Consider the following 18,602-nt stretch of genomic DNA (forward strand, 5'->3'; position numbering starts at 1 on the left):
TAGATAGGTGCAGTGTCACAAACTGTCAGCAGGGGGAGCCGTTCCTCTTTCTAGCACGAGGCGAACGGAAAGGGAACGATCGTGCTAACCCTTCGTCAATCTTGCGGGCCGATGCTGGAACGCCAGAAGGGTGAGTCCGATGGCCAGTATCCTGACATTTTCGACCGATCGACCGCATCGCGTCCGCGCGCCCGGCGAGGTGCCCGCCGCGGGCGGCGAACTGGTGGCCATGGGGCATGTGAATCTGGAGACGGTGGTCGAGACCGTGCGGGTGCTGCGGCAACTCGATCCCGGACATCTGCTTGATCCGTTCAATGCCACCGGCGCCGTGGGCGATCCGCCCGCTGGATCGGAAGGCCGTAGCGGGCCCGAGACGAACAAGCGCAAGCGCCGGGCGCGGTCCTCGCCCGGCCTCTGATCTCGCACCAGGCCTGCAAGTAGCTGACAGAATTCGTTTTTGGATTATTGCGCGCCGTGCTGGGCGCGAGGTCTTTTTATTGCCTGATTCTGCCCGGTAACTTATGGTTAACGAAAGGTTGACGGGGAGAGCTGACGATGGCGGCGTCGTTGCGAGTTGTCGAGAGCGAGGGCAGGGCGATCCTGCCGCAGGCCGATCTCTCCGTTTTCGGTGATGACGGGGTGGTGCGCGTCGAGTCCGATGTCGACGCGCGCTTCTGGGTGCGGATCGAGCGGCAGGACGGGGACGACGTGGTGATCACCGATTTCACGCCCGGCGACCGGCCGGAGGGCGAACTGCATCGTGGCCTGGTGATGGGCGTGGAGGCACTCGGCCGCGCGTCCTTTGCGCGCGTGGTGTTTCGGGACCTCATCCCCGCCGGTCATCAGAGCCCCGGCTTTCCGCTCAAGGTGATCGAGGCGGCCGACCGGGTGAAGCGGCTGTCGGCGACGCTGGCCGATGCGCTCGGACGGCAGGTGACGCATTTTTCCATGCAGCCGCGACGCGGCAAGCTGGACGCCATCGTCTTGCTGGGCGACATCGATAGCGACCGGGCGCCGGGGAGCGGGGCGCCCATGGGGCGCCCCTACAGCTAGAACTTGATGCTTGGCACGATCGAGTAGGTCGGGCCGGAACTGTTGTTGTTCACGCCCTTTGCAATGTCGAGCTGGGTGGGGTCGCTGGTGCGGCCACCAGGCGTGCTGCCGGAACTGCCGCCACTGCTGCTGCCGCCGCCGCCAAACTCGTCGGCGGCGCTTTTCTTGCGCCCCGGCTTGAGGTTGAGCAGCGCCAGGGGCACCCAGCCCTTCCGGTTGTGGATCTCGACCAGGCACTGACCGTCGTCGGTGGCGCACCAGATCACCTCGACCCGGTCGCCGGCCGCCAATGTGCCAAGGCTGTCATTGCTCCTGGCCGGTCCGGCCTGAAAGCTGACGGCGTCGAGGATGACGGCGGGGGATGCGACCGCCGGAAAGGCGAGGCTCCCCAGAACGGCGCAGGCCAGGCCGATACTCAGGTAGTTTGAAGGCAGCATCATCTGTTTCCTTGTGAGCGGCGCTGGCACCAGCCAGGCCGACCGGCGCGATATGCGCAGCGGCCGTGTGAACCGATGCTGACGATGGTGCCGGACGCCGTTCAGAATCGCCCAAAGTCACGCGCCACTGCTTCGGACGCGGCTTTGCATGATGACTCCGGCTGGATATGCTCCGGCAAAGGGACGGACCGTTCGGGAGAGCGGGGAGAGGCAGCGACAATGCAACGCGGGCAACGAATTCGGGGGATGCTCCGGTCGATGAAGTATCCGGAGTGGGTGCGCTACGGCAATCTGGGACTGGCCTTCATGCTCGAACTGGCCGCCCTGATCAGCTTTGCGGCGGCCGGGCTGCTGCTGAGCGGCTGGCTGCAACTGGTTGGCATCATCGCCGGTGGCGTCCTGTTCATCGTGCTCTGGGGGCTGTTTGCGGCACCGAAATCGAAGCGCCGGCTCAAAGGCATGAACCTGCTGCTGTTCAAGATCGGCATGTTCGCTGCAGCGGCCATCAGCCTGATGCTGGTCGGGCAGGTGGTGTGGGGCGTGGTTCTGGCGATCCTGGCAGCAGTGCATCTGACGGCGGCGCGCGTGCTCGGACAGCACTGAGCGCCTGTCAGATCGACTCCGGTCGTTCGCGCAGGCGCCTGATGCGGCGCGGTTTTATTCGTTCAAACGGGAGACGAGAATGCCGAAGATCATGCCGTGCCTGTGGTTCGACGACCGGATCGAGGAGGCCGTCACATTCTATGTCGAGGTGTTCAAGGACGCCGAGATCCGCAGTACGCAGCGCTATCCGGATGGCCGGGTGCTGACGATGACGTTCCGGCTCAAGGACCAGGAGTTCATGGGGCTCAATGGCGGGCCGATGTACACGTTCACCGAGGCGACCTCGTTCGTGGTCGACTGCACGGACCAGGAGGAGGTGGACTACTACTGGAGCCGGTTGCTCGAGGGGGGCGGCCAGGAGAGCATGTGCGCCTGGCTCAAGGATCGCTTCGGGCTGAGCTGGCAGATCGTGCCGCAGGCACTGCCGCGGCTGCTGAGCCTGCCTGATCGGGCGCAAGCCGGACGGGTGATGGAGGCGATGATGCAGATGCGCAAGATCGACGTGGCAGCGCTGGAAAGGGCGGCTGCCGGCGCCTGAGCCGGGAAGGCCCGGGCGGAGTTGCCGCCCCGGCCGGTCGGCCGGGTTACCAGATGTGGTAGGAGGAGACGCCGTTGTCGAGGAAGCCGTGCAGCACGGGCTGGCTCTCGACGATGCGCTCGCAATAGCTCTGGAAATCGCGGTTGCGGCAGGCGGTGACCGAACCGCCGTCGACCTGCACCGAGGAGAAGCTGTTGTCGATGCCGAGCAGCAGCAGGTCGGTGACGACGAAGCCGGGGCCGTTGCAGTAGGCGGTGCCGGTGTAGTTGCGGCCGGTGTAGAAACACACGGTGCCGCCGGTCGGGTAGTCGAGGCGGGGGCCGGTGAGCGGGCCGCGAGGATGCTGGCCGAAGCTGACATTGCTCAGCGACACCCAGCCGCGCTGGCCTTCGGCATGCACCTGGCACCAGAGCTTGGAGCAGCGATCGACCTGGATGCGGGTTTCGCCATTGAGTTCGCCGACGACCTGATAGGCGCTGCCCGGACCCTGCTTGAGGGCGGAGGCGTTGATGAGCCAGGCGGGTGTGCCGGTCTGCTTGGCGGCGGCGGCCGGTGTGGCGATGGCGGCGAGAGCCAGCAGAGCCAGAATGGCAAGTCGACGGAAAAGCAGCATAGGAAAAGCCCCTGGATAGTATCGGGGTGACCTTAGCCGCCGCAGATGACGGTTGAAAGTGCTGCGGTGCCACAGACGAGATTTGTTCACCCTATAAAAAAGGCGCCACGTTTGCGCGTGGCGCCCTCCATCTCGTCACAAGAAGGCGGGTGGGACCTTCAGGCTTTGGACGGGCTGGACCCGGGTTGACGAGATGAACTCGGGGAGGCGGCGAGTTGCCAGACCGTCGGGTCCTAGAGGCCGGCGAAGGCCGGGCTCAGCACCAGAGCGGCGGAAACGAGGACGGCGACGCCGGTGGCTATATTGAGGATGGCAAGACGAATGCTGCGCGTCATTTGAACGCTCCTGATATCGATTGCCGAAGCAACGCAGGATTGCGCGCAAAAGTTCCGCAGCGGCAGGCGGCGCGGTCAGGCCGGCGGAATCACGGCCTTCTGTCCGTCTTCGCCCAGCGCCACGTAGACGAAGCGGCCGTCGGTGACCTTGACGCGGTCGGCGATGCGGTTGCGCCGGGCCCAGGCCTCGACGGCGATGGTGATCGAGGTCCTGCCGACACGCTCGATGCTGGTGTAGACGCAGAGGATGTCGCCAACCTTGACCGGGGCGATGAAGGTCATGGCCTCGACGGCCACGGTGACGACACGGCCCTTGACGCGTTCGACGGCCGCGATGGCGCCGGCAATATCCATCTGGCTCATCACCCAGCCGCCGAAGATGTCGCCGGCCGGGTTGGTATCGGCGGGCATGGCGAGGGTGCGGATGGTCAGGCTGCCCAGCGGTTCGGCGTCGTCGCCGGCCGGGGTCTCGGTCCTAGTGGGCGTCATGGAGCGGTCCTTTCGGTGGCCAGCGGCCGGTTTCCTCTTCCCAGTGCCGGCGGCAGAGGGAAACATAGACCGATTTCTCGATCGAGACCTGATCGCCTTCGGTCAGGGCGCCGCCTTCGGCATTGCGCCGCACCACCATACTGGCCTTCTTGCCGCAATGGCAGATGGTCCGGATCTCGCGCAGCTCGTCGGCGAGGGCGAGCAGTTCGGAGGAGCCGGGGAAGAGCTTGCCCTGGAAATCGGTGCGCAGGCCGAAGCACATGACCGGGATCTTCAGCCGGTCGGCGACGCGGGCCAGCTGCCAGACCTGCTCGGCGGTGAGGAACTGCGCCTCGTCGACAAAGACGCAGTCGATCTTGGATGTCTCGGCCTCGTCCTTGATCCGGGCAAAGAGGTCGTCGCCCTCGGCATAGAGTTCGGCATCCACCGAGATGCCGATGCGCGAGGAAATCTTGCCGACGCCGCCCTCGGCATAGAGGGCCGACGTGAACAGCAACGTGCGCATGCCGCGCTCGACATAGTTGTAGGACGCCTGCAGCAGCAGCGTCGACTTGCCGGCGTTCATGGCGGCATAGGAAAAGTAGAGCTTGGACATGCCGATGTTGTGCCGCAGGCAACGGGGGGGCGCGAGGACAAAGCCGGTGTTGTCACCAAAAAAACGGCCGCCTGGCGGGGGCGGCCGTTTGCCGACTTGGGGTTCGGCAAGGACGCGCGGGTTGGCGGCGAGCGTCCTCCAGGAATAGTCGCCGGCTGCTATTGGCGGGACGCAGCCGGGTCGTTGTCGCCTATATCCGCGACCTCCGGAACGCGTGAGCTATCGTCCGGAACACTCTCAAACTATTGAACAAGCATGACACGCAGATGACGCCGCTTCCACAGTCCGGACATGATCGACTGCTAGCCGTCGGACTGCGGGCGGGGCGCCCAAATACAAGAGGCATTCAATGGTTTTGGTTCGGACTTTGCTGGCAGCTGCGGCTGTGCTGGCGATGGGGATCGGCGCGGCGCAGGCCGAGCGTATCTACTCGCCCGAGGGGAAGTGGGTCACCAATGGCGGGGAGTCGCAGTACTCGATCTCGCTGTGCGGCAAGCGTGGCGATGCCATCTGCGCCAAGATGCTGTCGGCCGACGACAGTGCGCTGGGCCAGCGGCTCAAGCAGTATGTGGGCACCGACGCCATGCTGGAAGTGCCGCGCACCGGCAACCAGCGCTGGTACGGCAAGCTCGAGTTCCAGGGCCATGTGGTGCGCGGCACCATCGACCTGACCGACGAGAACAATATCCACATCAAGGGCTGCAACGGCGCGGTCTGCCAGACGGTGGAACTGATCCGCATCGGCAAGTAGCGCGGACTATTGCTTGAGGACCGGCGCTGGGCGTTTGAGCTGCAGCGCCGGGACCGCTTCGACCATGATGATGGCGAACAGGATCAGCGCGGCGCCCACATAGCCGATCAGCGGCAGCCGTTCGCCGAGGATCAGCGCGCCGCCGAGCGCCGCAAACAGCCCTTCAGACGAGAGAATGATCGCGGCATTGGCGGCGGGCACATATTGCTGGCCGATGGCCTGCAGGGTGAAGGCGACTGCGGTGGAGAGCAGGCCGGCATAGAGGATCTCGATCCAGCCATCGCCGATGGCCTCGAAATGCGGGGTCTCGAAGCCGAACGAGGCGATACCCGAGAGCAGGGCGGTGCTGGCAAAGCAGATGGCCGAAATGGTGACCGGCAGGCCGGTACGTCTGGAGACGGTGCCGATCAGGTAGACCTGGATGGCCCAGCCGACGGCGCTCAGGACGACCAGCAGGTCGCCGAGATTGAAGCCGTCGAGGCGGCCGCCATTGAGCAGGTAGACGCCGGTCAGGGCCATGGGTACGCCGACCCAGACGATGGGGTGCGGCTTCTGGAAAAACACCAGCAGGGCCAGCAGCGGCACGAACAGCACGTAAAGGCTGGTGAGGAAGCCGCCATTGGTGACGGTGGTGAGGGTGAGGCCGATCTGCTGCAGCGTGACGCCGGCGAAGAAGGCGAGCGCGATGACGGCGACGACCGGCCACTCGGCCCGCTCGAGGCGATTGCCGGTGCGGCGCAGTTCCCAGAGCACCAGCGGCACGATGGCGGCGGCGCCCAGCAGGTAGCGCACGGCCGAGAAGGTCAGCGGCCCCATGGCATCCATGGCCGTCTTCTGCGCGACGAAGGCAAAGCCCCACAGCATGGTGGTGACGATCAGCATGGAGACGGCTAGCGGGCGGGGCATGGGTTCTGGCCTCGTTCGGGAGGCGGAGGTGTAGCGGGGAAGCGCCGGGGACGGAAGAGGCTATTCCGGGGCTTCGGGCTGGTCGGGATCGGCGGAGAGGTCGAGGTCTTCGGCGGCCATGACCAGGGCGACGATCGGCAGGCGCGGCAACAGGTCGGTCAGCGGTTCACCGAGCCAGTCGGTAAAGCGCCGGTCGCGGATGCCGAGCGGCACAAAGACCAGCGAACTGCCGGCAGATTGCTGCACCAGCCCCTCGAGCCGATTGTCCGAGGGGACGACGACGACGCTGGCGGCGATGCGGTCGGCCTTCAGCGCCGCTTCGAGTTCGCTCTGGCGTGTCGCGATCTTGTCCGGCGTTTCGATGGCGATCACCCGGATGGAGGCGCCGCGCCAGTCGGTGTTGCGGGTCATCAGATAGGCGAGCACCAGCGTCAGCCGGCCGGTATTGCCGTCGGCCCACCAGATGTCGATGGTCCGGTCGGCGGGGCGGGTGGCGGTGACCTTGAGCCAGTCGTCCTCGTGGGCGTCGAGCACGATGAGGTTGAAGCCGAGAAGGAACGAGGCATGCAGGTTGCCGAGAAAACGCAGGGCGCGCTCGGGGTCGATGCTGGTGGTCTTGTCGGGATCGAGCCAGTTGACCAGCACGGTGTTGATGCGGGTCGGGCCGATGCCGACCGATTGCACCGCGACCGGCACGGCGATGTCGAGGTCGCTGGCCGACACAACCAGCGGGAAGGCGGTGAGGCCCTTGGCGGCGAGGTCGGCGGCGAGTTCGCGTTCGGCCAGTGCTAGCTCGCGCCGGGCGCGGCGCCCCTTGCCTTCGAGGATACGGATCACGGTGGTGAGGCCGCTGTGCCCCTCGATCCAGGTCGAGAAGCGCAGCAGACGCTCGCGGCGTTCGCTGTTGTCGGAAAAGGCGAGGATCTGCGGGCGCCAGTCGCGGGCATGCTCGGGGCGGGCATTGGCGGCCAGCAGGTTGTCGCGCACGGCCTGCAGCTGAAACGAGCGCTGGCCATCGGCCCAGCGCGCTTCGGACGAGGTGCGCTTGAGATACTGGTAGATCGAAAAGATCACGGCGATGGCGATCAGTCCGGCGGTCAGGTTGATGGCCAGCATGACGACCAGCGAGACGAGGCCGCCCAGCAGGCTGAGGCGCGGGTCATACCAGCGCAGGGCCGGGCGGAAGGACGGGCTGCGGCCCTGGGCTTCGTAGTAGGTGGCGTAGTTGAGCAGACCGTAGGTGACCACGAAGAACATCGCCACGACCGAGGCGATGACGTTCAGATTACCCAGCGCCACGGTGCCCAAAGCGATGGCGGTGCCGAGCAGGATGCCGTTGCGCGGATTCTCCGACGCGCCGTGTCCGACGGCAAAGGGAGCGAGGAACGGGAAGACATTGTCCTTGGCGAGCGACTGCAGGATGCGCGGCGCGCCCATCAGCGAGGCGAGAGCGGAGGACAGGGTGGCGGCAAAGATGCCGGCATCGATCAGCGGTCCAAAAGCGGCGACCTGCCGCATGGCGCCGTAGTCGCTGACCAGGGTGCCGCGCGGCACCGAACCGGCAAGCAGCACTGCGGCGACCAGATAGACGAGGATCGACAGGCCGACGGCGTAGGCTGTGCCCCGCGGGATGGCGCGCGCCGGGTCGGACAGGTCGCCCGACATGTTGACGCCCTGGGTGAAGCCGGTGACGGCGGGGAAGAAGATGGCGAAGGCGGGCCAGAAGCCAAGCCAGCCATTGACCGGCGTCAGCGCAATGACCAGGCGCGCATTGCTCCACTGCCCCAAGGCACCGAGGCCGAACGAGATGAGCGAAAAGACCATGAAGGCCATGACCACATACTGGACGCGGGTGGCGAGGTCGGCGCCGAACCAGGCGATGAGGGCCATCAGCAGCACGGCGACTGCCGCAATCGACTGCGCCACAAATGGGGCGTGGATGTCGAAAGTGGAGGTCACGCCTTCGGCGAAGCCGACGCAGTAAAAGCCGACCGAGACCGCCAGGGCGACAAACAGGACAAGGCCGATGGAGCCGCCGAAGGCGACGCCGAGCGTGCGCGAGATGATGTAGTAGACCCCGCCGCTCTTGACCTCGAGATTGGTGGCCACGGCGGCCAGCGAAATGCTGGTGAGGACCGAGACGAGGCTCGCCAGCGCAATGATCAGCAGCGCCTGCCAGAGGCCGACCGTGCCGACGACAAAGCCCAGACGGAGAAACAGCACCAGCCCGAGAATCGTCAGGATGCTGGGCGTGAACACCCCGCCGAAGGTGCCCATCCCACTGGATTTGCCGACATTTCTGGACATTTGTGAGGGCCGCACGGCTCGAGGTCTACGGTCCGAGCTTACTCATGGCCGCGACGGAACGCCATCTGCTGCGATTGCAGGTCTGTTGATCTCGGCGCGGGGCTAGAGTTCGGCGTCGAGGGCCTTGATCAGGCGCTGGATGTCGGCCTCGGAGGTGTAGTGGGTGAAGCTGAGGCGGAGCACGCCGTGGCCGGGGCTGACGCCAACCGCTTCGAGCAGTCGCCAGGCGTAGAAGTGGCCGCCGGCGGCCATGATGCCATGGCGGGCCAGGCGTTCGGCGACGACGATGCCCTGCTCGGGCAGCACCAGTGACACCGTCGGGGCGCGGGTTTTCGGATCATCGGACCCGAGGAGGCGGACCTTGCTCCTGCCACGCAGGTAATCGAGCAGCGGCGTCAGCAGCGCCACTTCCTGGGCGCGCATGGCGTTATGCGCCTTCCTGAAGGGCGTGGCGCCTTCCGCAGTGTCGCCGGCAATGGTGGCGACGGTCTCGAGATAGTCGACCATGCCGGCGGCAGCGGCGATCTGGGCGTGGTCCGGGCCGGAGGGCACGAGGCGCTTGCGCGGCTGGGCGTCGTTGAAGAAATGGCCCTGATTGGGCAGTTCGCCGGCCAGCGAGGGGCGGATCGCCATGACGCCCTGATGCGGTCCGTACACCTTGTAGGCGGAGAACAGGTAGATGTCGCAGCCCAGTTCGAGCAGGTCGGGCAGGCCGTGCGGAGCGTAGGAGACGCCATCGACCACGGTGACGGCGCCGAACGAGCGCGCCTTCATGGCGATCTCGTGCACCGGATTGATCTCGCCGACAATATTGGAGGCGTGCGGGAAGCAGACGACGCGCACCTTGGAGTCGAGCAGCTTGTCGAGGTCGGCGGGATTGAGGTGACCGGTCTGCTTGTCGACCGCCCATTGGCGGATCTCGAAGCCGCGCTTTTCCAGCTTGCGCCAGACACCGGAGTTGGCCTCGTGGTCCTGATTGGTGACGACGATGGCCGAGCCGGGCTTCAGCCATTCGGCAAAGGCGTTGGCGAGGACGTAGGTATTGCCCGAGGTTGAGGGACCGAAATGGATCCAGTCCAGCGAGACGTTGAGCGCCTGGGCCATGCGGCGGTGCGCGTTGTCCATTGCCTGGCCGGCTTCGCGAGAGGCGGGGTAGAAGCCGTAGGGCTGCACCTTGGTGGCCCAGTAGAAGTGCTTCATCCGATTCAAGACCGGCGCGCAAGTATATGATCCACCTGCGTTTTCAAAGAACGCCATATCCTTCAGGCCGGGCTGCTTGAAGGATGGGAACTCGGCCCGGATACGGTCGGTGTCGAGGGGCAGGCTCGGACTGGTCATGAACGGGTTTTCGGCAGGACAAAACGGGTACCGCATGAGTAGCGGCTCAGCCGGTTCCGGGCAACAGCGGGGGGCAAAAAGGGTGAAGCCCCGACTGCGAGCAGTCGGGGCTTCCGGAACGTGCCGGCCGAGGGAGGGTAACGACGGCCGGCTGCAGTGAGCTTGGGGGTTAGCCGTTCCGACCCATATGGCGGCCCTTGCCGGAGTCGTCGCCGCCATTCCGTCCGCCGCCGCGGCCATCGCGGTCGCGAGTCTGCAGCGAGGCCTTCTGCTCGTCGGTGAGGCTATTGTAGAAAGCTTCGAACTTGGGGAGCACTTCGCCCATGGCGGCCACGCGGACCTCCTGGAGCTTCAGTCCGGCCTGCATTCTGGCCAGCATGTCGGGACGTTCGGCCGGGGTCGCAGCCTCGGCACCGGCGGTGGCACCAGCAGCGGGGCGAGCCGGAAGGTTGGCCTCGCAGGCCGCCGTAACGGTTTCCTGGGCCGACAGGGCGGCGGCCTTGAGGTCGTCGAGAAGCTGAACCTGGTCGCCCGTCGGGCTGACACGATAGCTCAGGGAGACGAGGGCATGATCGATGCGCTCGGCCGAGTTCGGGCCACAGCCGAGGGCGAACATGCCGCCGCGGCCGCCGCCCATCTGCATGCCACCCTTGTTGCCCATGCGCATGCCGCCGCGGCGATCATGATCGGCATTGGCGTACTGCTGCTTCTGCATATGGCGCCCGGCGGTGTCATTGCCGTCGCGCTGGTTGCCGGCGGCGAATGCAGACGGGGTCAGGGCGGTGAGCCCGATGGTTGCCGCCACGATGGCGACAACAGTCTTTGAGTGCGTCGAGGACTTTGGATTAGTCATTGGCGAAACTCCCTTTTTGCATGGTTGCGTCGGTCGAAGAGGTATCGACTGGGTGCAGGATATCGCAGCGATTGTCTTCCCAGCCTTGCGGCAGAATGAAGAGTTGGAGAGGTTGGTAAGGTAGGTCCTAGGCTAGCGGATCGAGGCTTCGATCCAGCTGACGATGTCGCGGGCCGACCGGGCGCCGGAAACGCGGGCGATCTCCTTGCCGCCCTGATAGAGCAGCATGGTGGGAATGCCGCGGATGCCGAGCTTGCCGGAGACCTGCTGCTCGTCATCGGAATTGAGCTTGAGAAAGCGTGCCTTCGGCTCGGTGGCCTGCGCCGCCTTCTCGTACTCGGGCGCCATGGCGCGGCACGGGCCGCACCAGGGTGCCCAGACGTCGACGACGACGGGCAGGGTGCTCTTGGCGATCTGACGCTCGAACATGCTGCCGCTGACATCGGCAGGGCTGCCCGAAAACAGCGGCTTGCCGCAGCCGCCGCATTTGGCGGCGTTGGCGGCCCGATCGGCGGGCAGCTTGTTGATGGTGCCGCAGGCGACACAGACGGCCCGCGTATCGGTGTTCATTGTGCTCATGAGAGGTCGTCCCTGTCGGTTCGCGGCCGGCAATAGATGCCGTGCAGCGTGGTCAAGACGCTCGCCACGCCATCGGAGGCCAGCCGGTAGAGGATGGACTGGCCGTCGCGCCGGGTAGCGACGAGTTTCATCGCCCGCAGCTTGGACAGGTGCTGCGAGAGAGGAGATTGGCCCAACTGCACCCGCTCGGCCAGCTGGCTGACGCTGAGCTCTTCATCGACAAGATTGCACAGGATCAGCAACCGCTTGGGGTTAGCCATTGCAGCGAGCAATTCGGCGGCCTCATCGGCCCGGGGTTCAAGCTCTGCGATATTCATATTGACACATTAGAATATTCGAATATATAAGTCAACCAGAACATGATCACTCCGAAAGGCATTCCGATGCACAATGTAGGTACTCCCGATCGCATTATCCGCCTGATCCTTGGCGCGGTTCTGGTCATCGCCCCATTCGTGACGCCGCTGGCGCTGTGGGCGGAAGGCTGGACCACCTGGGTATCAGTCATCGTCGGCGGAATCCTGGCGGCCACGGCCGTGTTCGGCTTCTGCCCTATCTATGCAGCGCTGCGGCTCAGCACCAAGCGCCATTCGTGAGGTATTGATAAGATGAGCACATATTCCCTGCCATTTACGCCCGATCCGTCGATCTCGCCCGAAGTGGTGCCGTTCTTTGATCCGGCGACCAACACCATCAGCTATGTCGTGCGCGACCCGGCCTCGACGGCCTGCGCGGTCATCGATTCGGTGATGGATTTCGACTACGCCTCGGGGCGCATCAGCTTCGAGCATGCCGATGCCATGATCGCCTATATCCGCGAGAAGGGCTGGACGGTCGAATGGCTGATCGAGACCCACGCGCATGCCGACCATCTGTCCGCGGCGCCCTATATCCAGGGCAAGCTGGGTGGCAAGATGGGTATCGGCGAGAACATTCGCGTCGTGCAGGAGACCTTCGGCAAGGTCTTTAACGAGGGCACCGAGTTCCAGCGCGACGGCAGCCAGTTCGACCGGCTGTTTGCCGATGGCGACAGCTACCAGATCGGCACCATGACGGTGAACGTCATCTATACGCCCGGTCATACGCCGGCCTGCACCACGCATGTGGTCGGGGATGCGGCATTTGTCGGCGATACGCTGTTCATGCCCGATGGCGGGTCGGCGCGGGCCGACTTCCCCGGTGGCGACGCGAAGACGCTCTACCATTCGATCCGCCGGGTGCTGACGCTGCCCGAGGCGACGCGGCTCTTCATGTGCCACGACTATGGTCCGAACGGCCGCGAGATCGCCTGGGAAACCACCGTCGGCGACGAACGGGCGCACAATGTGCATGTGCGTGACGGCGTCACCGAAGCCGAGTTCGTGGCCATGCGGGAAGCGCGCGATGCGACGCTCGCCATGCCCAAGCTCATCATCCCGTCCCTGCAGGTCAACATCCGGGGTGGCGAGCTGCCGCCCAAGGACGAGTCCGGCAAGACCTTCCTCAAGATCCCAGTCAACGCCCTTTAAGGAGATACCATATGTGGCCGTTTTCCAATTCCGCCCAGCAGTCGGGCCCGCGCTACCGCTCGATCGACGCTGATTTCGCCGTGGCCGGCCAGGTCTCGCTCGAGGACCTGCCCAAGCTGGCCGAAGCCGGCTTCAAATCGATCCTGTGTGCGCGTCCGGACCATGAAGAGCCCGGTCAGCCGACCTTTGCGGTGATCCAGGCCGCGGCCGAGAAGGTCGGGCTCAAGGCCGTGCATATTCCGGTGAGCGGCATGCTCGGCGAAGGCCAACTGATCCGCATGGAAGCCGCGCTCAAGGAGCTGCCGATGCCGATGTATGGCTATTGCCGCTCCGGCGCGCGGGCCGGCTCGCTCTACGGCGCGATCAAGAACCGCTAAGGGGAGGCAGGCAAGACCATGGAAATCGACCTGCTGCACATGCTGCTTGGCGTGCTGTCGGGAAGCCTGGTGGGACTGAGTCTCGGGCTGTTCGGCGGCGGCGGGTCGATCCTGGCCGTGCCTCTCCTCGTCTACGTGGTCGGCGTCACCGATGCGCATACGGCGCTCGGGACGGCGGCCGTCGCCGTCGCGGCCAACGCGGCGGCAAATCTCCTGGGTCACGCGCGGCGCGGCAATGTGCGCTGGCGCTGTGGCCTGATGTATGCGACGGCCGGCATTGGCGGCGCGCTGCTCGGCTCGACGCTGGGCAAGGCGATCGACGGCGAACGGCTGCTGTTCCTGTTTTCCATCCTGATGCTGGGTGTGGCCGGCATGATGTTCTTCCGCCGCAAGGCCGAGGGCAATCCGAGCGTGGCGTGCGGCATCGAGTCGGCGCCAAAGACCGTGACCTATGGCTTCGGTTCGGGCGCCGTTTCGGGGTTCTTCGGCATCGGCGGCGGCTTTCTGATCGTGCCGGGGCTGATGGCGGCGACCGGCATGCCGATGCTGCATGCCGTGGGCTCGTCGCTGGTGGCAGTGACGGCGTTCGGCCTGACGACGGCCGGCAACTATGCCATTTCGGGCTTTGTCGACTGGGGCCTGGCAGCCGCGTTTCTGGCCGGAGGCGTTGGCGGCGGGCTGGTCGGCAGCATGGGCGCGACAGCCCTCGCCAGGCAACGGGGGCTGCTCAATGCCCTGTTCTCGGCGCTGATCGTGGTTGTGGCGCTCTATATGCTCTGGCGTTCGGCCATGGCGCTGCTGGGCGCCTGATCCTCAGGACGAGATATATTCCTTGAGTGCCGCAGCTTCCTGCTCGGCTTCCTCGATCTTGCGCTTGACGACGTCGCCGATCGACACGATGCCGACCAGCTTGCCGCCGTCGACGATCGGGATGTGCCGGATGCGATAGCGGGTCATCTGCTCCATCAGGTCCGAGATTTCGGCACCGGGCGGGCAGGTGATCACGGTGCGGGTCATGATGGACGACACCGGCGCATCCAGCAGCTTCTGCGGGTCATCGCCAAGATGCCGGACGACATCGCGCTCGGAGAGTATGCCGGCAACGCTGCCGCTGTCGTCGACCACCACCACGGCGCCAATGCGGCGCGTATTGAGGGTCTTGACCGCCTCGGAAACCGGCGCGGTGGTGGGGACGGTGAAAACCTCCGTCCCCTTTGATTGAAGGATATTGTCGACTTGCATCGGTAGTCCTCCTCTTCCTCCAGGGCAGTGTGCGCCCATGAGCGGGAGAGGGCAAGTCTGGAGGCCGGGCCCGCGCGGGCCCGGCCGCAGGCTCAGTTCTTGAGGGACTGCTTGTCGGTCTGGGTCTCGGACATGGCCCCGTCGTCGGGGCTCATGGCGTCGGAGTCGTCGGACGTCTCCTCATCCATGGCGTCGTCGTCGACCATGCCGCCCTTGGGCAGCTCGATCGCCTTGTCGGCGGGACGGGCATCGCCGGACGCCGCGGCCTTGATGCCGATCTGACCGGAGAGCAAAGCCGGGTTCTCGCTGGCTGCCATCAGCAGGGGCAAGGCAATGCCGGCCTCGTCATTGGCGGTCAGCGTGACGATCACCTTGGGCTTGGACTTGACGAACGTGGCCATTTCCTCGCTCGCCGCCATGGCTTCGGGCGTGGTGCCGATCAGGCCGAGAATCATGGCCTGGGCAAGCCCGGCCATGCCGACGCGCATGACATTGGGGTCCTGCCCCTGTTCGGCGGCGGCGACTGCCATGAGCAGGCCGGAGAGGCCGCGATCATCGAGGTCGAAGGTGATTTCCTTGAGTGTGAGGCCCATGGCCGCCGCCAGGGCGACATTGTTGTTGTCCGAGAACAGCTGCTCGGTGGCGTTGCCGAGCACACCCGAGACCTTGATGGTGCCGAGATCGGCGCCGTCGATGGAGATGGCATCGATGACGATGGTGCTGTTGCCGCGGTTCCAGTGCAGTTGCACATCCTGGCTGAGGTCGAGCTGGTCGATGCCCATGACGCTGAGCAACTTGCCTTCCTTGCCGGTCGCCGGCACCTGCACCAGCAGGTTGTTGGTGGTGACGCCGATATTGGACGGCAGGCCGTTCACATAGTCGGCGAGGCTGACATCGAGGCTGCCCAGGCTGAGCTGGACACGGTCGCCCGGCTTTTCCGGATTGGGGATGTCGAGCGCCAGGTCGGCAAGCGACATGCCTTCGATCGCCGGGACGAGCTTGCGCCAGTTTTCCTGGAACCAGGCTTCGGTCAGTTCCAGCGGTGCAGCCTTGAGCGTGGCAATGGGGGCCGAAAAGTCCATCGGCTTCCAGGTGAGGTTGCCCAGCGACATGCTGCCGGCATCCTTGCCGGTCACGTCGACGGCAACGTCATTGATAGCAAAGTGCGGGTAGATGCCGGGCTCGAAACCGCCGAACTCGGCGTCGCCGCTGCTGACCTTGATGGTCCCGCCTTTGCCGTCGTCACCCGAACAATCGAAGCTGCCGCCGATCATCGGGGTCGACTGGAAGGCCGTCAGGATATCGATGTAGAAGTCGATGAGCTTGCGCACGACGGCGGGAGGCGGGGCCTCCTTGTCCTCGACGCTGGCGATCATGGTGGCGAATTCGGTGAAGCTCACCTTGAGCGGGCGGGCCTTGAATTCGTCGACGCCAGCGCCGCCAATGTCGCAGGAAAAGCCCGGGCCTGACATGCTGGCGCCTTCGAAGGCAAAATCGTCATAGACGGTCTTGAATTCGTCCGAGGCGGTCGGCGAGCCGAGGCCGTAAAAGGCCAGCAGGGCGCCGATATCGAAGTTGCTGGTCGACATGGTGCCGACGTTCAACGTCGTGCCGTTGCCCATGCCAACGACACTGGAGCCGACCTCGGCCGATCCGGCAACGCCGTCGACGACGTCGGACAGGACGATATCGGAATAGACCACCGTGGTCTTTTCGGTGCCGCTGCCATCGGAATTGGGCAGGTCGTAGGTCACCGCGATTTCGGGAATGGAGATTTTGCCGGCATCGAGCTCGGCCAGCGAACTGGCGGTAGTGGCGAAGTCACCGGTGAAGATGCGGCGGATCTGCGCTTCGGTCAGGTTTGTGTTTGTTGCCTCCACCGTCGGTACAGACAGCTGGAAGGGGCCAGTCGTGGTAATGCCGGTGACTGTAACGTCCTCGGCATGTGCCGGAATGGCGAGAGCGAGCGTAAGTAAGGAGACTGCTGCCAGCGACGTGGCGCGTAGACCCATGAGCATGTGATGTTCCCTCAGTTGCACATAGTTAGTCGTCGGTGTCCCTGACCGCTCCCGCCAACCCCTGCGACGGTCAGAGTAACACTCCTGAAGCGCGCCTACGGCAGAATCGAGGCCGCAGGCATGCGCCCAGCGTCTTTATCGGCTGCAACTGTACGGAAAATGAACAGCAACGTCCGCTTCAGCCTTCGCCGTGACCCGGCTTCCATTCGCTGAGAACGCGCAGCGGCTTGTCGTCGCTCATCTTGAGCGGGCCGCGCAGGGCGAGGCGAGTCGCCTCGAACAGCATGGCCAGCACCAGAGCGACCAGCGGCACGAGCAGCAGCAGAACGCCGCCATCGACCGAACCCACTGAAAAATCAATGGAACTTGTATCGATGGGGAACAGCCCAAGCAGCATGGCCGTGCCCGCCAGAACAAAGGTCAGGGAGAAGGAGATGACCGTGACAGTGGTCAGGGCGCGCCGCCGCGCATTGGCGAGAAACTTCATGAACCGGTACTCACTCAGGTTGGGTGTTCACAACGCAGTGAACCAGATCAACTCAATGCGGATTTTGTTCGTAGCTGTTGAGGTGAGGCGCGTACCATTTTGAGGCGCCTTTGCGGCAGCACCCGCCGCGCCAACAGCAAGGAGGGGAGCATGAGATCTCTCTCGACACCTTTTCGCGTCTGGTTTGCGTTCCTCATCATGATCTTCGCGGTCACGCCGCTCGCCGCGCAGGACGCGGCCGGGCCGACGCCATGGCAGGACAGCATCAGCGGACAAATCCAGGCTTTCCGCGATCGTGACGCCAAAGCCGCGCTCGGCTATGCCGGCAAGAACTTCCAGGCCGCCTTTCCATCTCCCGAGTCATTCTACGTGTCGATCATGGGTTCCGGTTACGCACCGATCGGCCTGTCGCTGTCGCACAGCTTCGGCGCCTTCCAGAAGGTTGGAGAGACCGGCGTGGCGCAGGTGGTCAAGTTCGTAGGGTCCAAGCAGGAACTGTACGAAGCGGTCTACCTACTGACCGAGGAAGAGGAGGGCTGGCGCGTGCAGGGCGTGCAACTGAGCAAGACGGCGGCGGTGAGCATCTAGAGTCCGCGGACGACCGGATGTCAGCCATAGATCCGGATCACTAGGGCAATTTCCGTTATTGTGACGGAAATTATATATAAACACCGGATGAATGCCGGCATCAGATCAGGTTCAACAGAGTCTCTCTAGAACGAGGCAGTCGCTGCGTAGCGACAAGCAACCCCTGGAGATTTCAAATGATCCGTACCTCTGCTGCCACCGCCCTCGTTCTGCTGATCAGCCTTTCCATGACTGGCGCCGCCCCTGCGGTGAGCCTTGGCGGCAAGATGCCGCCCTACAATCCTGGTGCCAAAGGCCAGGCGACGAGCCCCGGCGATGCGTTCTATCCCACCGTCGCCAAGGTCGACACACGGGTCGAGTGCGAGGCGACGGGTGGCACGCCGAAGCGCCGGTTCGATGGCACCGAGTTTGTCTGGGTGTGTGTCCAGTAGCGCCAACAGCTTTGCGCCTTGAGGCCGGCCCGAACGTGCCGGCCTTTGCCACGCAGAACTGCCATAGGGTCGCCCCTTTCGGAGCGGCCGGGTCGGCGTTCACCTTGGTGAATGCCAAGTGAATAGCCGCCACCAAAGCCATTCAGTTGCCGGTCTCTAGACAGGCCCCATCGCAACACCGCGATGCAGACCTCTTGTCAGGACCCTTGAAATGAAAAAGCTCGTCGTCGTTGCCCTGGTGGCTCTCGCTGCGTCTTCTCTTGCCGTCAACACGGCGTCAGCTTTCGTGCCGACCAAAAATTTCGTCTACCAGTTCACGGTGTCCAAGGGCGCGCAGACGGGTGAGGCAACGCGCCCGGGCGACGAGTTCCACGCCGAGCGCCCGAGCGTCAGCCCGCGTGTCGCCTGCCTGGCCGCCGGTGGGACGCCAAAGCGCACATTCGACGGTTCCGACTTTGTCTGGGTTTGCCAGCAGTAGATCCGGCCGAAGCACTTTCCGGCCGGCGGTTCCCTTGCGGCGCCGCCGGTTTTTGTTGCGGGACAGGTGGCGAGGC

The 18,602-nt window shown here is 64.8% G+C and carries 25 protein-coding genes; 12 read left to right on the top strand and 13 right to left on the bottom strand.

The window, feature by feature from the left end:
* The first annotated feature begins 139 nt into the window (after window positions 1–139).
* On the top strand, window positions 140–418 hold the full coding sequence (locus AC0L4C_RS11105; RefSeq protein WP_473399621.1) for a hypothetical protein: 279 nt from the start codon (window positions 140–142) through the stop codon (window positions 416–418).
* A gap of 137 nt (window positions 419–555) precedes the next feature.
* Window positions 556–1,053 carry a hypothetical protein gene (locus AC0L4C_RS11110; RefSeq protein ID WP_473399622.1) on the top strand — a complete coding sequence of 166 codons (498 nt, stop codon included), beginning with the start codon at window positions 556–558 and terminating at the stop codon, window positions 1,051–1,053.
* Here AC0L4C_RS11110 and AC0L4C_RS11115 read toward each other — a convergent pair.
* The gene (locus AC0L4C_RS11115) at window positions 1,050–1,493 is read right to left on the bottom strand and encodes an SH3 domain-containing protein (RefSeq protein WP_473399623.1); all 444 of its coding nucleotides are present in this window, start codon (window positions 1,491–1,493) and stop codon (window positions 1,050–1,052) included. The two genes, AC0L4C_RS11110 and AC0L4C_RS11115, sit on opposite strands and share 4 nt — an antisense overlap.
* Before the next feature lie 255 nt (window positions 1,494–1,748).
* Here AC0L4C_RS11115 and AC0L4C_RS11120 point away from each other — a divergent pair, with 255 nt between their 5' ends.
* Both AC0L4C_RS11120 and AC0L4C_RS11125 read left to right on the top strand, forming a co-directional pair.
* Window positions 1,749–2,093, top strand: coding sequence for a YrdB family protein (locus AC0L4C_RS11120; protein WP_473399624.1), 345 nt, complete (start codon window positions 1,749–1,751; stop codon window positions 2,091–2,093).
* A gap of 79 nt (window positions 2,094–2,172) precedes the next feature.
* Entirely contained in the window at window positions 2,173–2,631 is a 459-nt protein-coding gene (locus tag AC0L4C_RS11125; protein ID WP_473399625.1) for a VOC family protein, read from the top strand.
* Window positions 2,632–2,677: 46 nt separating this feature from the next.
* On the opposite strand, the gene AC0L4C_RS11130 is transcribed toward AC0L4C_RS11125, so the two are convergent.
* From AC0L4C_RS11130 to AC0L4C_RS11140, 3 genes are all read right to left on the bottom strand, one after another.
* Window positions 2,678–3,244 carry an SH3 domain-containing protein gene (locus AC0L4C_RS11130; RefSeq protein ID WP_473399626.1) on the bottom strand — a complete coding sequence of 189 codons (567 nt, stop codon included), beginning with the start codon at window positions 3,242–3,244 and terminating at the stop codon, window positions 2,678–2,680.
* A 410-nt stretch (window positions 3,245–3,654) separates the two neighbouring features.
* Window positions 3,655–4,068: an acyl-CoA thioesterase gene (locus AC0L4C_RS11135; protein WP_473399628.1), complete on the bottom strand. Its 414-nt coding sequence runs from the start codon at window positions 4,066–4,068 to the stop codon at window positions 3,655–3,657.
* Entirely contained in the window at window positions 4,055–4,663 is a 609-nt protein-coding gene (locus AC0L4C_RS11140; protein ID WP_473399630.1) for a thymidine kinase, read from the bottom strand. Before AC0L4C_RS11140 ends, AC0L4C_RS11135 begins: the two co-directional genes overlap by 14 nt.
* 349 nt (window positions 4,664–5,012) lie before the next feature.
* Between AC0L4C_RS11140 and AC0L4C_RS11145 the strand changes: the two genes are divergently transcribed.
* On the top strand, window positions 5,013–5,414 hold the full coding sequence (locus tag AC0L4C_RS11145; RefSeq protein ID WP_473399631.1) for a DUF2147 domain-containing protein: 402 nt from the start codon (window positions 5,013–5,015) through the stop codon (window positions 5,412–5,414).
* 6 nt (window positions 5,415–5,420) lie between these two features.
* Here the strand turns inward: AC0L4C_RS11145 and AC0L4C_RS11150 are convergent, their stop codons facing one another.
* From AC0L4C_RS11150 to AC0L4C_RS11175, 6 genes are all read right to left on the bottom strand, one after another.
* Window positions 5,421–6,320, bottom strand: coding sequence for a DMT family transporter (locus tag AC0L4C_RS11150; protein ID WP_473399633.1), 900 nt, complete (start codon window positions 6,318–6,320; stop codon window positions 5,421–5,423).
* Window positions 6,321–6,380: 60 nt separating this feature from the next.
* Window positions 6,381–8,627 (bottom strand): amino acid permease, encoded by a 2,247-nt coding sequence (locus AC0L4C_RS11155; RefSeq protein WP_473399634.1) that lies wholly within the window; start codon window positions 8,625–8,627, stop codon window positions 6,381–6,383.
* 102 nt (window positions 8,628–8,729) lie between these two features.
* On the bottom strand, window positions 8,730–10,205 hold the full coding sequence (locus tag AC0L4C_RS11160; protein ID WP_473399635.1) for an aminotransferase class V-fold PLP-dependent enzyme: 1,476 nt from the start codon (window positions 10,203–10,205) through the stop codon (window positions 8,730–8,732).
* Window positions 10,135–10,818, bottom strand: coding sequence for a Spy/CpxP family protein refolding chaperone (locus tag AC0L4C_RS11165; RefSeq protein ID WP_473399636.1), 684 nt, complete (start codon window positions 10,816–10,818; stop codon window positions 10,135–10,137). The genes AC0L4C_RS11160 and AC0L4C_RS11165 overlap by 71 nt, the downstream gene beginning before the upstream one ends.
* A gap of 132 nt (window positions 10,819–10,950) precedes the next feature.
* A complete protein-coding gene (trxC, locus tag AC0L4C_RS11170; protein ID WP_473403509.1) occupies window positions 10,951–11,388 on the bottom strand; it encodes a thioredoxin TrxC in 438 nt (145 codons plus the stop codon).
* A 5-nt stretch (window positions 11,389–11,393) separates the two neighbouring features.
* On the bottom strand, window positions 11,394–11,714 hold the full coding sequence (locus AC0L4C_RS11175) for an ArsR/SmtB family transcription factor (protein WP_473399637.1): 321 nt from the start codon (window positions 11,712–11,714) through the stop codon (window positions 11,394–11,396).
* 42 nt (window positions 11,715–11,756) lie between these two features.
* On the opposite strand from AC0L4C_RS11175, the gene AC0L4C_RS11180 reads away from it, so the two are divergent.
* From AC0L4C_RS11180 to AC0L4C_RS11195, 4 genes are read left to right on the top strand one after another with little or no spacing between them, the layout of a single operon-like run.
* Window positions 11,757–11,993, top strand: a complete 237-nt coding sequence (locus tag AC0L4C_RS11180) for a YgaP family membrane protein (RefSeq protein ID WP_473399638.1) — start codon at window positions 11,757–11,759, stop codon at window positions 11,991–11,993.
* Window positions 11,994–12,005: 12 nt separating this feature from the next.
* Window positions 12,006–12,905, top strand: coding sequence for an MBL fold metallo-hydrolase (locus AC0L4C_RS11185; RefSeq protein ID WP_473399639.1), 900 nt, complete (start codon window positions 12,006–12,008; stop codon window positions 12,903–12,905).
* 11 nt (window positions 12,906–12,916) lie between these two features.
* On the top strand, window positions 12,917–13,282 hold the full coding sequence (locus AC0L4C_RS11190) for a protein tyrosine phosphatase family protein (RefSeq protein ID WP_473399640.1): 366 nt from the start codon (window positions 12,917–12,919) through the stop codon (window positions 13,280–13,282).
* Window positions 13,283–13,300: 18 nt separating this feature from the next.
* The gene (locus AC0L4C_RS11195) at window positions 13,301–14,092 is read left to right on the top strand and encodes a sulfite exporter TauE/SafE family protein (RefSeq protein ID WP_473399641.1); all 792 of its coding nucleotides are present in this window, start codon (window positions 13,301–13,303) and stop codon (window positions 14,090–14,092) included.
* Between the two features lie 3 nt (window positions 14,093–14,095).
* On the opposite strand, the gene AC0L4C_RS11200 is transcribed toward AC0L4C_RS11195, so the two are convergent.
* From AC0L4C_RS11200 to AC0L4C_RS11210, 3 genes are all read right to left on the bottom strand, one after another.
* Entirely contained in the window at window positions 14,096–14,524 is a 429-nt protein-coding gene (locus tag AC0L4C_RS11200; protein ID WP_473399642.1) for a CBS domain-containing protein, read from the bottom strand.
* Between the two features lie 92 nt (window positions 14,525–14,616).
* The gene (locus AC0L4C_RS11205) at window positions 14,617–16,542 is read right to left on the bottom strand and encodes a hypothetical protein (RefSeq protein ID WP_473399643.1); all 1,926 of its coding nucleotides are present in this window, start codon (window positions 16,540–16,542) and stop codon (window positions 14,617–14,619) included.
* A gap of 178 nt (window positions 16,543–16,720) precedes the next feature.
* Entirely contained in the window at window positions 16,721–17,029 is a 309-nt protein-coding gene (locus AC0L4C_RS11210; RefSeq protein ID WP_473399644.1) for a hypothetical protein, read from the bottom strand.
* Window positions 17,030–17,179: 150 nt separating this feature from the next.
* Between AC0L4C_RS11210 and AC0L4C_RS11215 the strand changes: the two genes are divergently transcribed.
* The 3 genes from AC0L4C_RS11215 to AC0L4C_RS11225 all read left to right on the top strand — a co-directional run bounded on the left by AC0L4C_RS11215 (window position 17,180) and on the right by AC0L4C_RS11225 (window position 18,526).
* Window positions 17,180–17,617, top strand: a complete 438-nt coding sequence (locus AC0L4C_RS11215; RefSeq protein WP_473399646.1) for a DUF4864 domain-containing protein — start codon at window positions 17,180–17,182, stop codon at window positions 17,615–17,617.
* A gap of 176 nt (window positions 17,618–17,793) precedes the next feature.
* Window positions 17,794–18,048, top strand: a complete 255-nt coding sequence (locus AC0L4C_RS11220) for a hypothetical protein (protein ID WP_473399647.1) — start codon at window positions 17,794–17,796, stop codon at window positions 18,046–18,048.
* Window positions 18,049–18,259: 211 nt separating this feature from the next.
* A complete protein-coding gene (locus AC0L4C_RS11225) occupies window positions 18,260–18,526 on the top strand; it encodes a hypothetical protein (RefSeq protein ID WP_473399648.1) in 267 nt (88 codons plus the stop codon).
* Window positions 18,527–18,602 lie beyond the last annotated feature (76 nt).

The organism is Devosia sp. J20-27, assembly GCF_055808595.1.

What these genes read in the sequence shown, in the direction of transcription:
- AC0L4C_RS11105 (WP_473399621.1), top strand. Translation starts at nt 140, where the DNA reads ATGGCCAGTATCCTGACATTTTCGACCGATCGACCGCATCGCGTCCGC.
- AC0L4C_RS11110 (WP_473399622.1), top strand. Translation starts at nt 556, where the DNA reads ATGGCGGCGTCGTTGCGAGTTGTCGAGAGCGAGGGCAGGGCGATCCTG.
- AC0L4C_RS11115 (WP_473399623.1), bottom strand. Translation starts at nt 1,493, where the DNA reads ATGATGCTGCCTTCAAACTACCTGAGTATCGGCCTGGCCTGCGCCGTT.
- AC0L4C_RS11120 (WP_473399624.1), top strand. Translation starts at nt 1,749, where the DNA reads ATGAAGTATCCGGAGTGGGTGCGCTACGGCAATCTGGGACTGGCCTTC.
- AC0L4C_RS11125 (WP_473399625.1), top strand. Translation starts at nt 2,173, where the DNA reads ATGCCGAAGATCATGCCGTGCCTGTGGTTCGACGACCGGATCGAGGAG.
- AC0L4C_RS11130 (WP_473399626.1), bottom strand. Translation starts at nt 3,244, where the DNA reads ATGCTGCTTTTCCGTCGACTTGCCATTCTGGCTCTGCTGGCTCTCGCC.
- AC0L4C_RS11135 (WP_473399628.1), bottom strand. Translation starts at nt 4,068, where the DNA reads ATGACGCCCACTAGGACCGAGACCCCGGCCGGCGACGACGCCGAACCG.
- AC0L4C_RS11140 (WP_473399630.1), bottom strand. Translation starts at nt 4,663, where the DNA reads ATGTCCAAGCTCTACTTTTCCTATGCCGCCATGAACGCCGGCAAGTCG.
- AC0L4C_RS11145 (WP_473399631.1), top strand. Translation starts at nt 5,013, where the DNA reads ATGGTTTTGGTTCGGACTTTGCTGGCAGCTGCGGCTGTGCTGGCGATG.
- AC0L4C_RS11150 (WP_473399633.1), bottom strand. Translation starts at nt 6,320, where the DNA reads ATGCCCCGCCCGCTAGCCGTCTCCATGCTGATCGTCACCACCATGCTG.
- AC0L4C_RS11155 (WP_473399634.1), bottom strand. Translation starts at nt 8,627, where the DNA reads ATGTCCAGAAATGTCGGCAAATCCAGTGGGATGGGCACCTTCGGCGGG.
- AC0L4C_RS11160 (WP_473399635.1), bottom strand. Translation starts at nt 10,205, where the DNA reads ATGGCCGCGGCGGCGGACGGAATGGCGGCGACGACTCCGGCAAGGGCC.
- AC0L4C_RS11165 (WP_473399636.1), bottom strand. Translation starts at nt 10,818, where the DNA reads ATGACTAATCCAAAGTCCTCGACGCACTCAAAGACTGTTGTCGCCATC.
- trxC (WP_473403509.1), bottom strand. Translation starts at nt 11,388, where the DNA reads ATGAACACCGATACGCGGGCCGTCTGTGTCGCCTGCGGCACCATCAAC.
- AC0L4C_RS11175 (WP_473399637.1), bottom strand. Translation starts at nt 11,714, where the DNA reads ATGAATATCGCAGAGCTTGAACCCCGGGCCGATGAGGCCGCCGAATTG.
- AC0L4C_RS11180 (WP_473399638.1), top strand. Translation starts at nt 11,757, where the DNA reads ATGATCACTCCGAAAGGCATTCCGATGCACAATGTAGGTACTCCCGAT.
- AC0L4C_RS11185 (WP_473399639.1), top strand. Translation starts at nt 12,006, where the DNA reads ATGAGCACATATTCCCTGCCATTTACGCCCGATCCGTCGATCTCGCCC.
- AC0L4C_RS11190 (WP_473399640.1), top strand. Translation starts at nt 12,917, where the DNA reads ATGTGGCCGTTTTCCAATTCCGCCCAGCAGTCGGGCCCGCGCTACCGC.
- AC0L4C_RS11195 (WP_473399641.1), top strand. Translation starts at nt 13,301, where the DNA reads ATGGAAATCGACCTGCTGCACATGCTGCTTGGCGTGCTGTCGGGAAGC.
- AC0L4C_RS11200 (WP_473399642.1), bottom strand. Translation starts at nt 14,524, where the DNA reads ATGCAAGTCGACAATATCCTTCAATCAAAGGGGACGGAGGTTTTCACC.
- AC0L4C_RS11205 (WP_473399643.1), bottom strand. Translation starts at nt 16,542, where the DNA reads ATGCTCATGGGTCTACGCGCCACGTCGCTGGCAGCAGTCTCCTTACTT.
- AC0L4C_RS11210 (WP_473399644.1), bottom strand. Translation starts at nt 17,029, where the DNA reads ATGAAGTTTCTCGCCAATGCGCGGCGGCGCGCCCTGACCACTGTCACG.
- AC0L4C_RS11215 (WP_473399646.1), top strand. Translation starts at nt 17,180, where the DNA reads ATGAGATCTCTCTCGACACCTTTTCGCGTCTGGTTTGCGTTCCTCATC.
- AC0L4C_RS11220 (WP_473399647.1), top strand. Translation starts at nt 17,794, where the DNA reads ATGATCCGTACCTCTGCTGCCACCGCCCTCGTTCTGCTGATCAGCCTT.
- AC0L4C_RS11225 (WP_473399648.1), top strand. Translation starts at nt 18,260, where the DNA reads ATGAAAAAGCTCGTCGTCGTTGCCCTGGTGGCTCTCGCTGCGTCTTCT.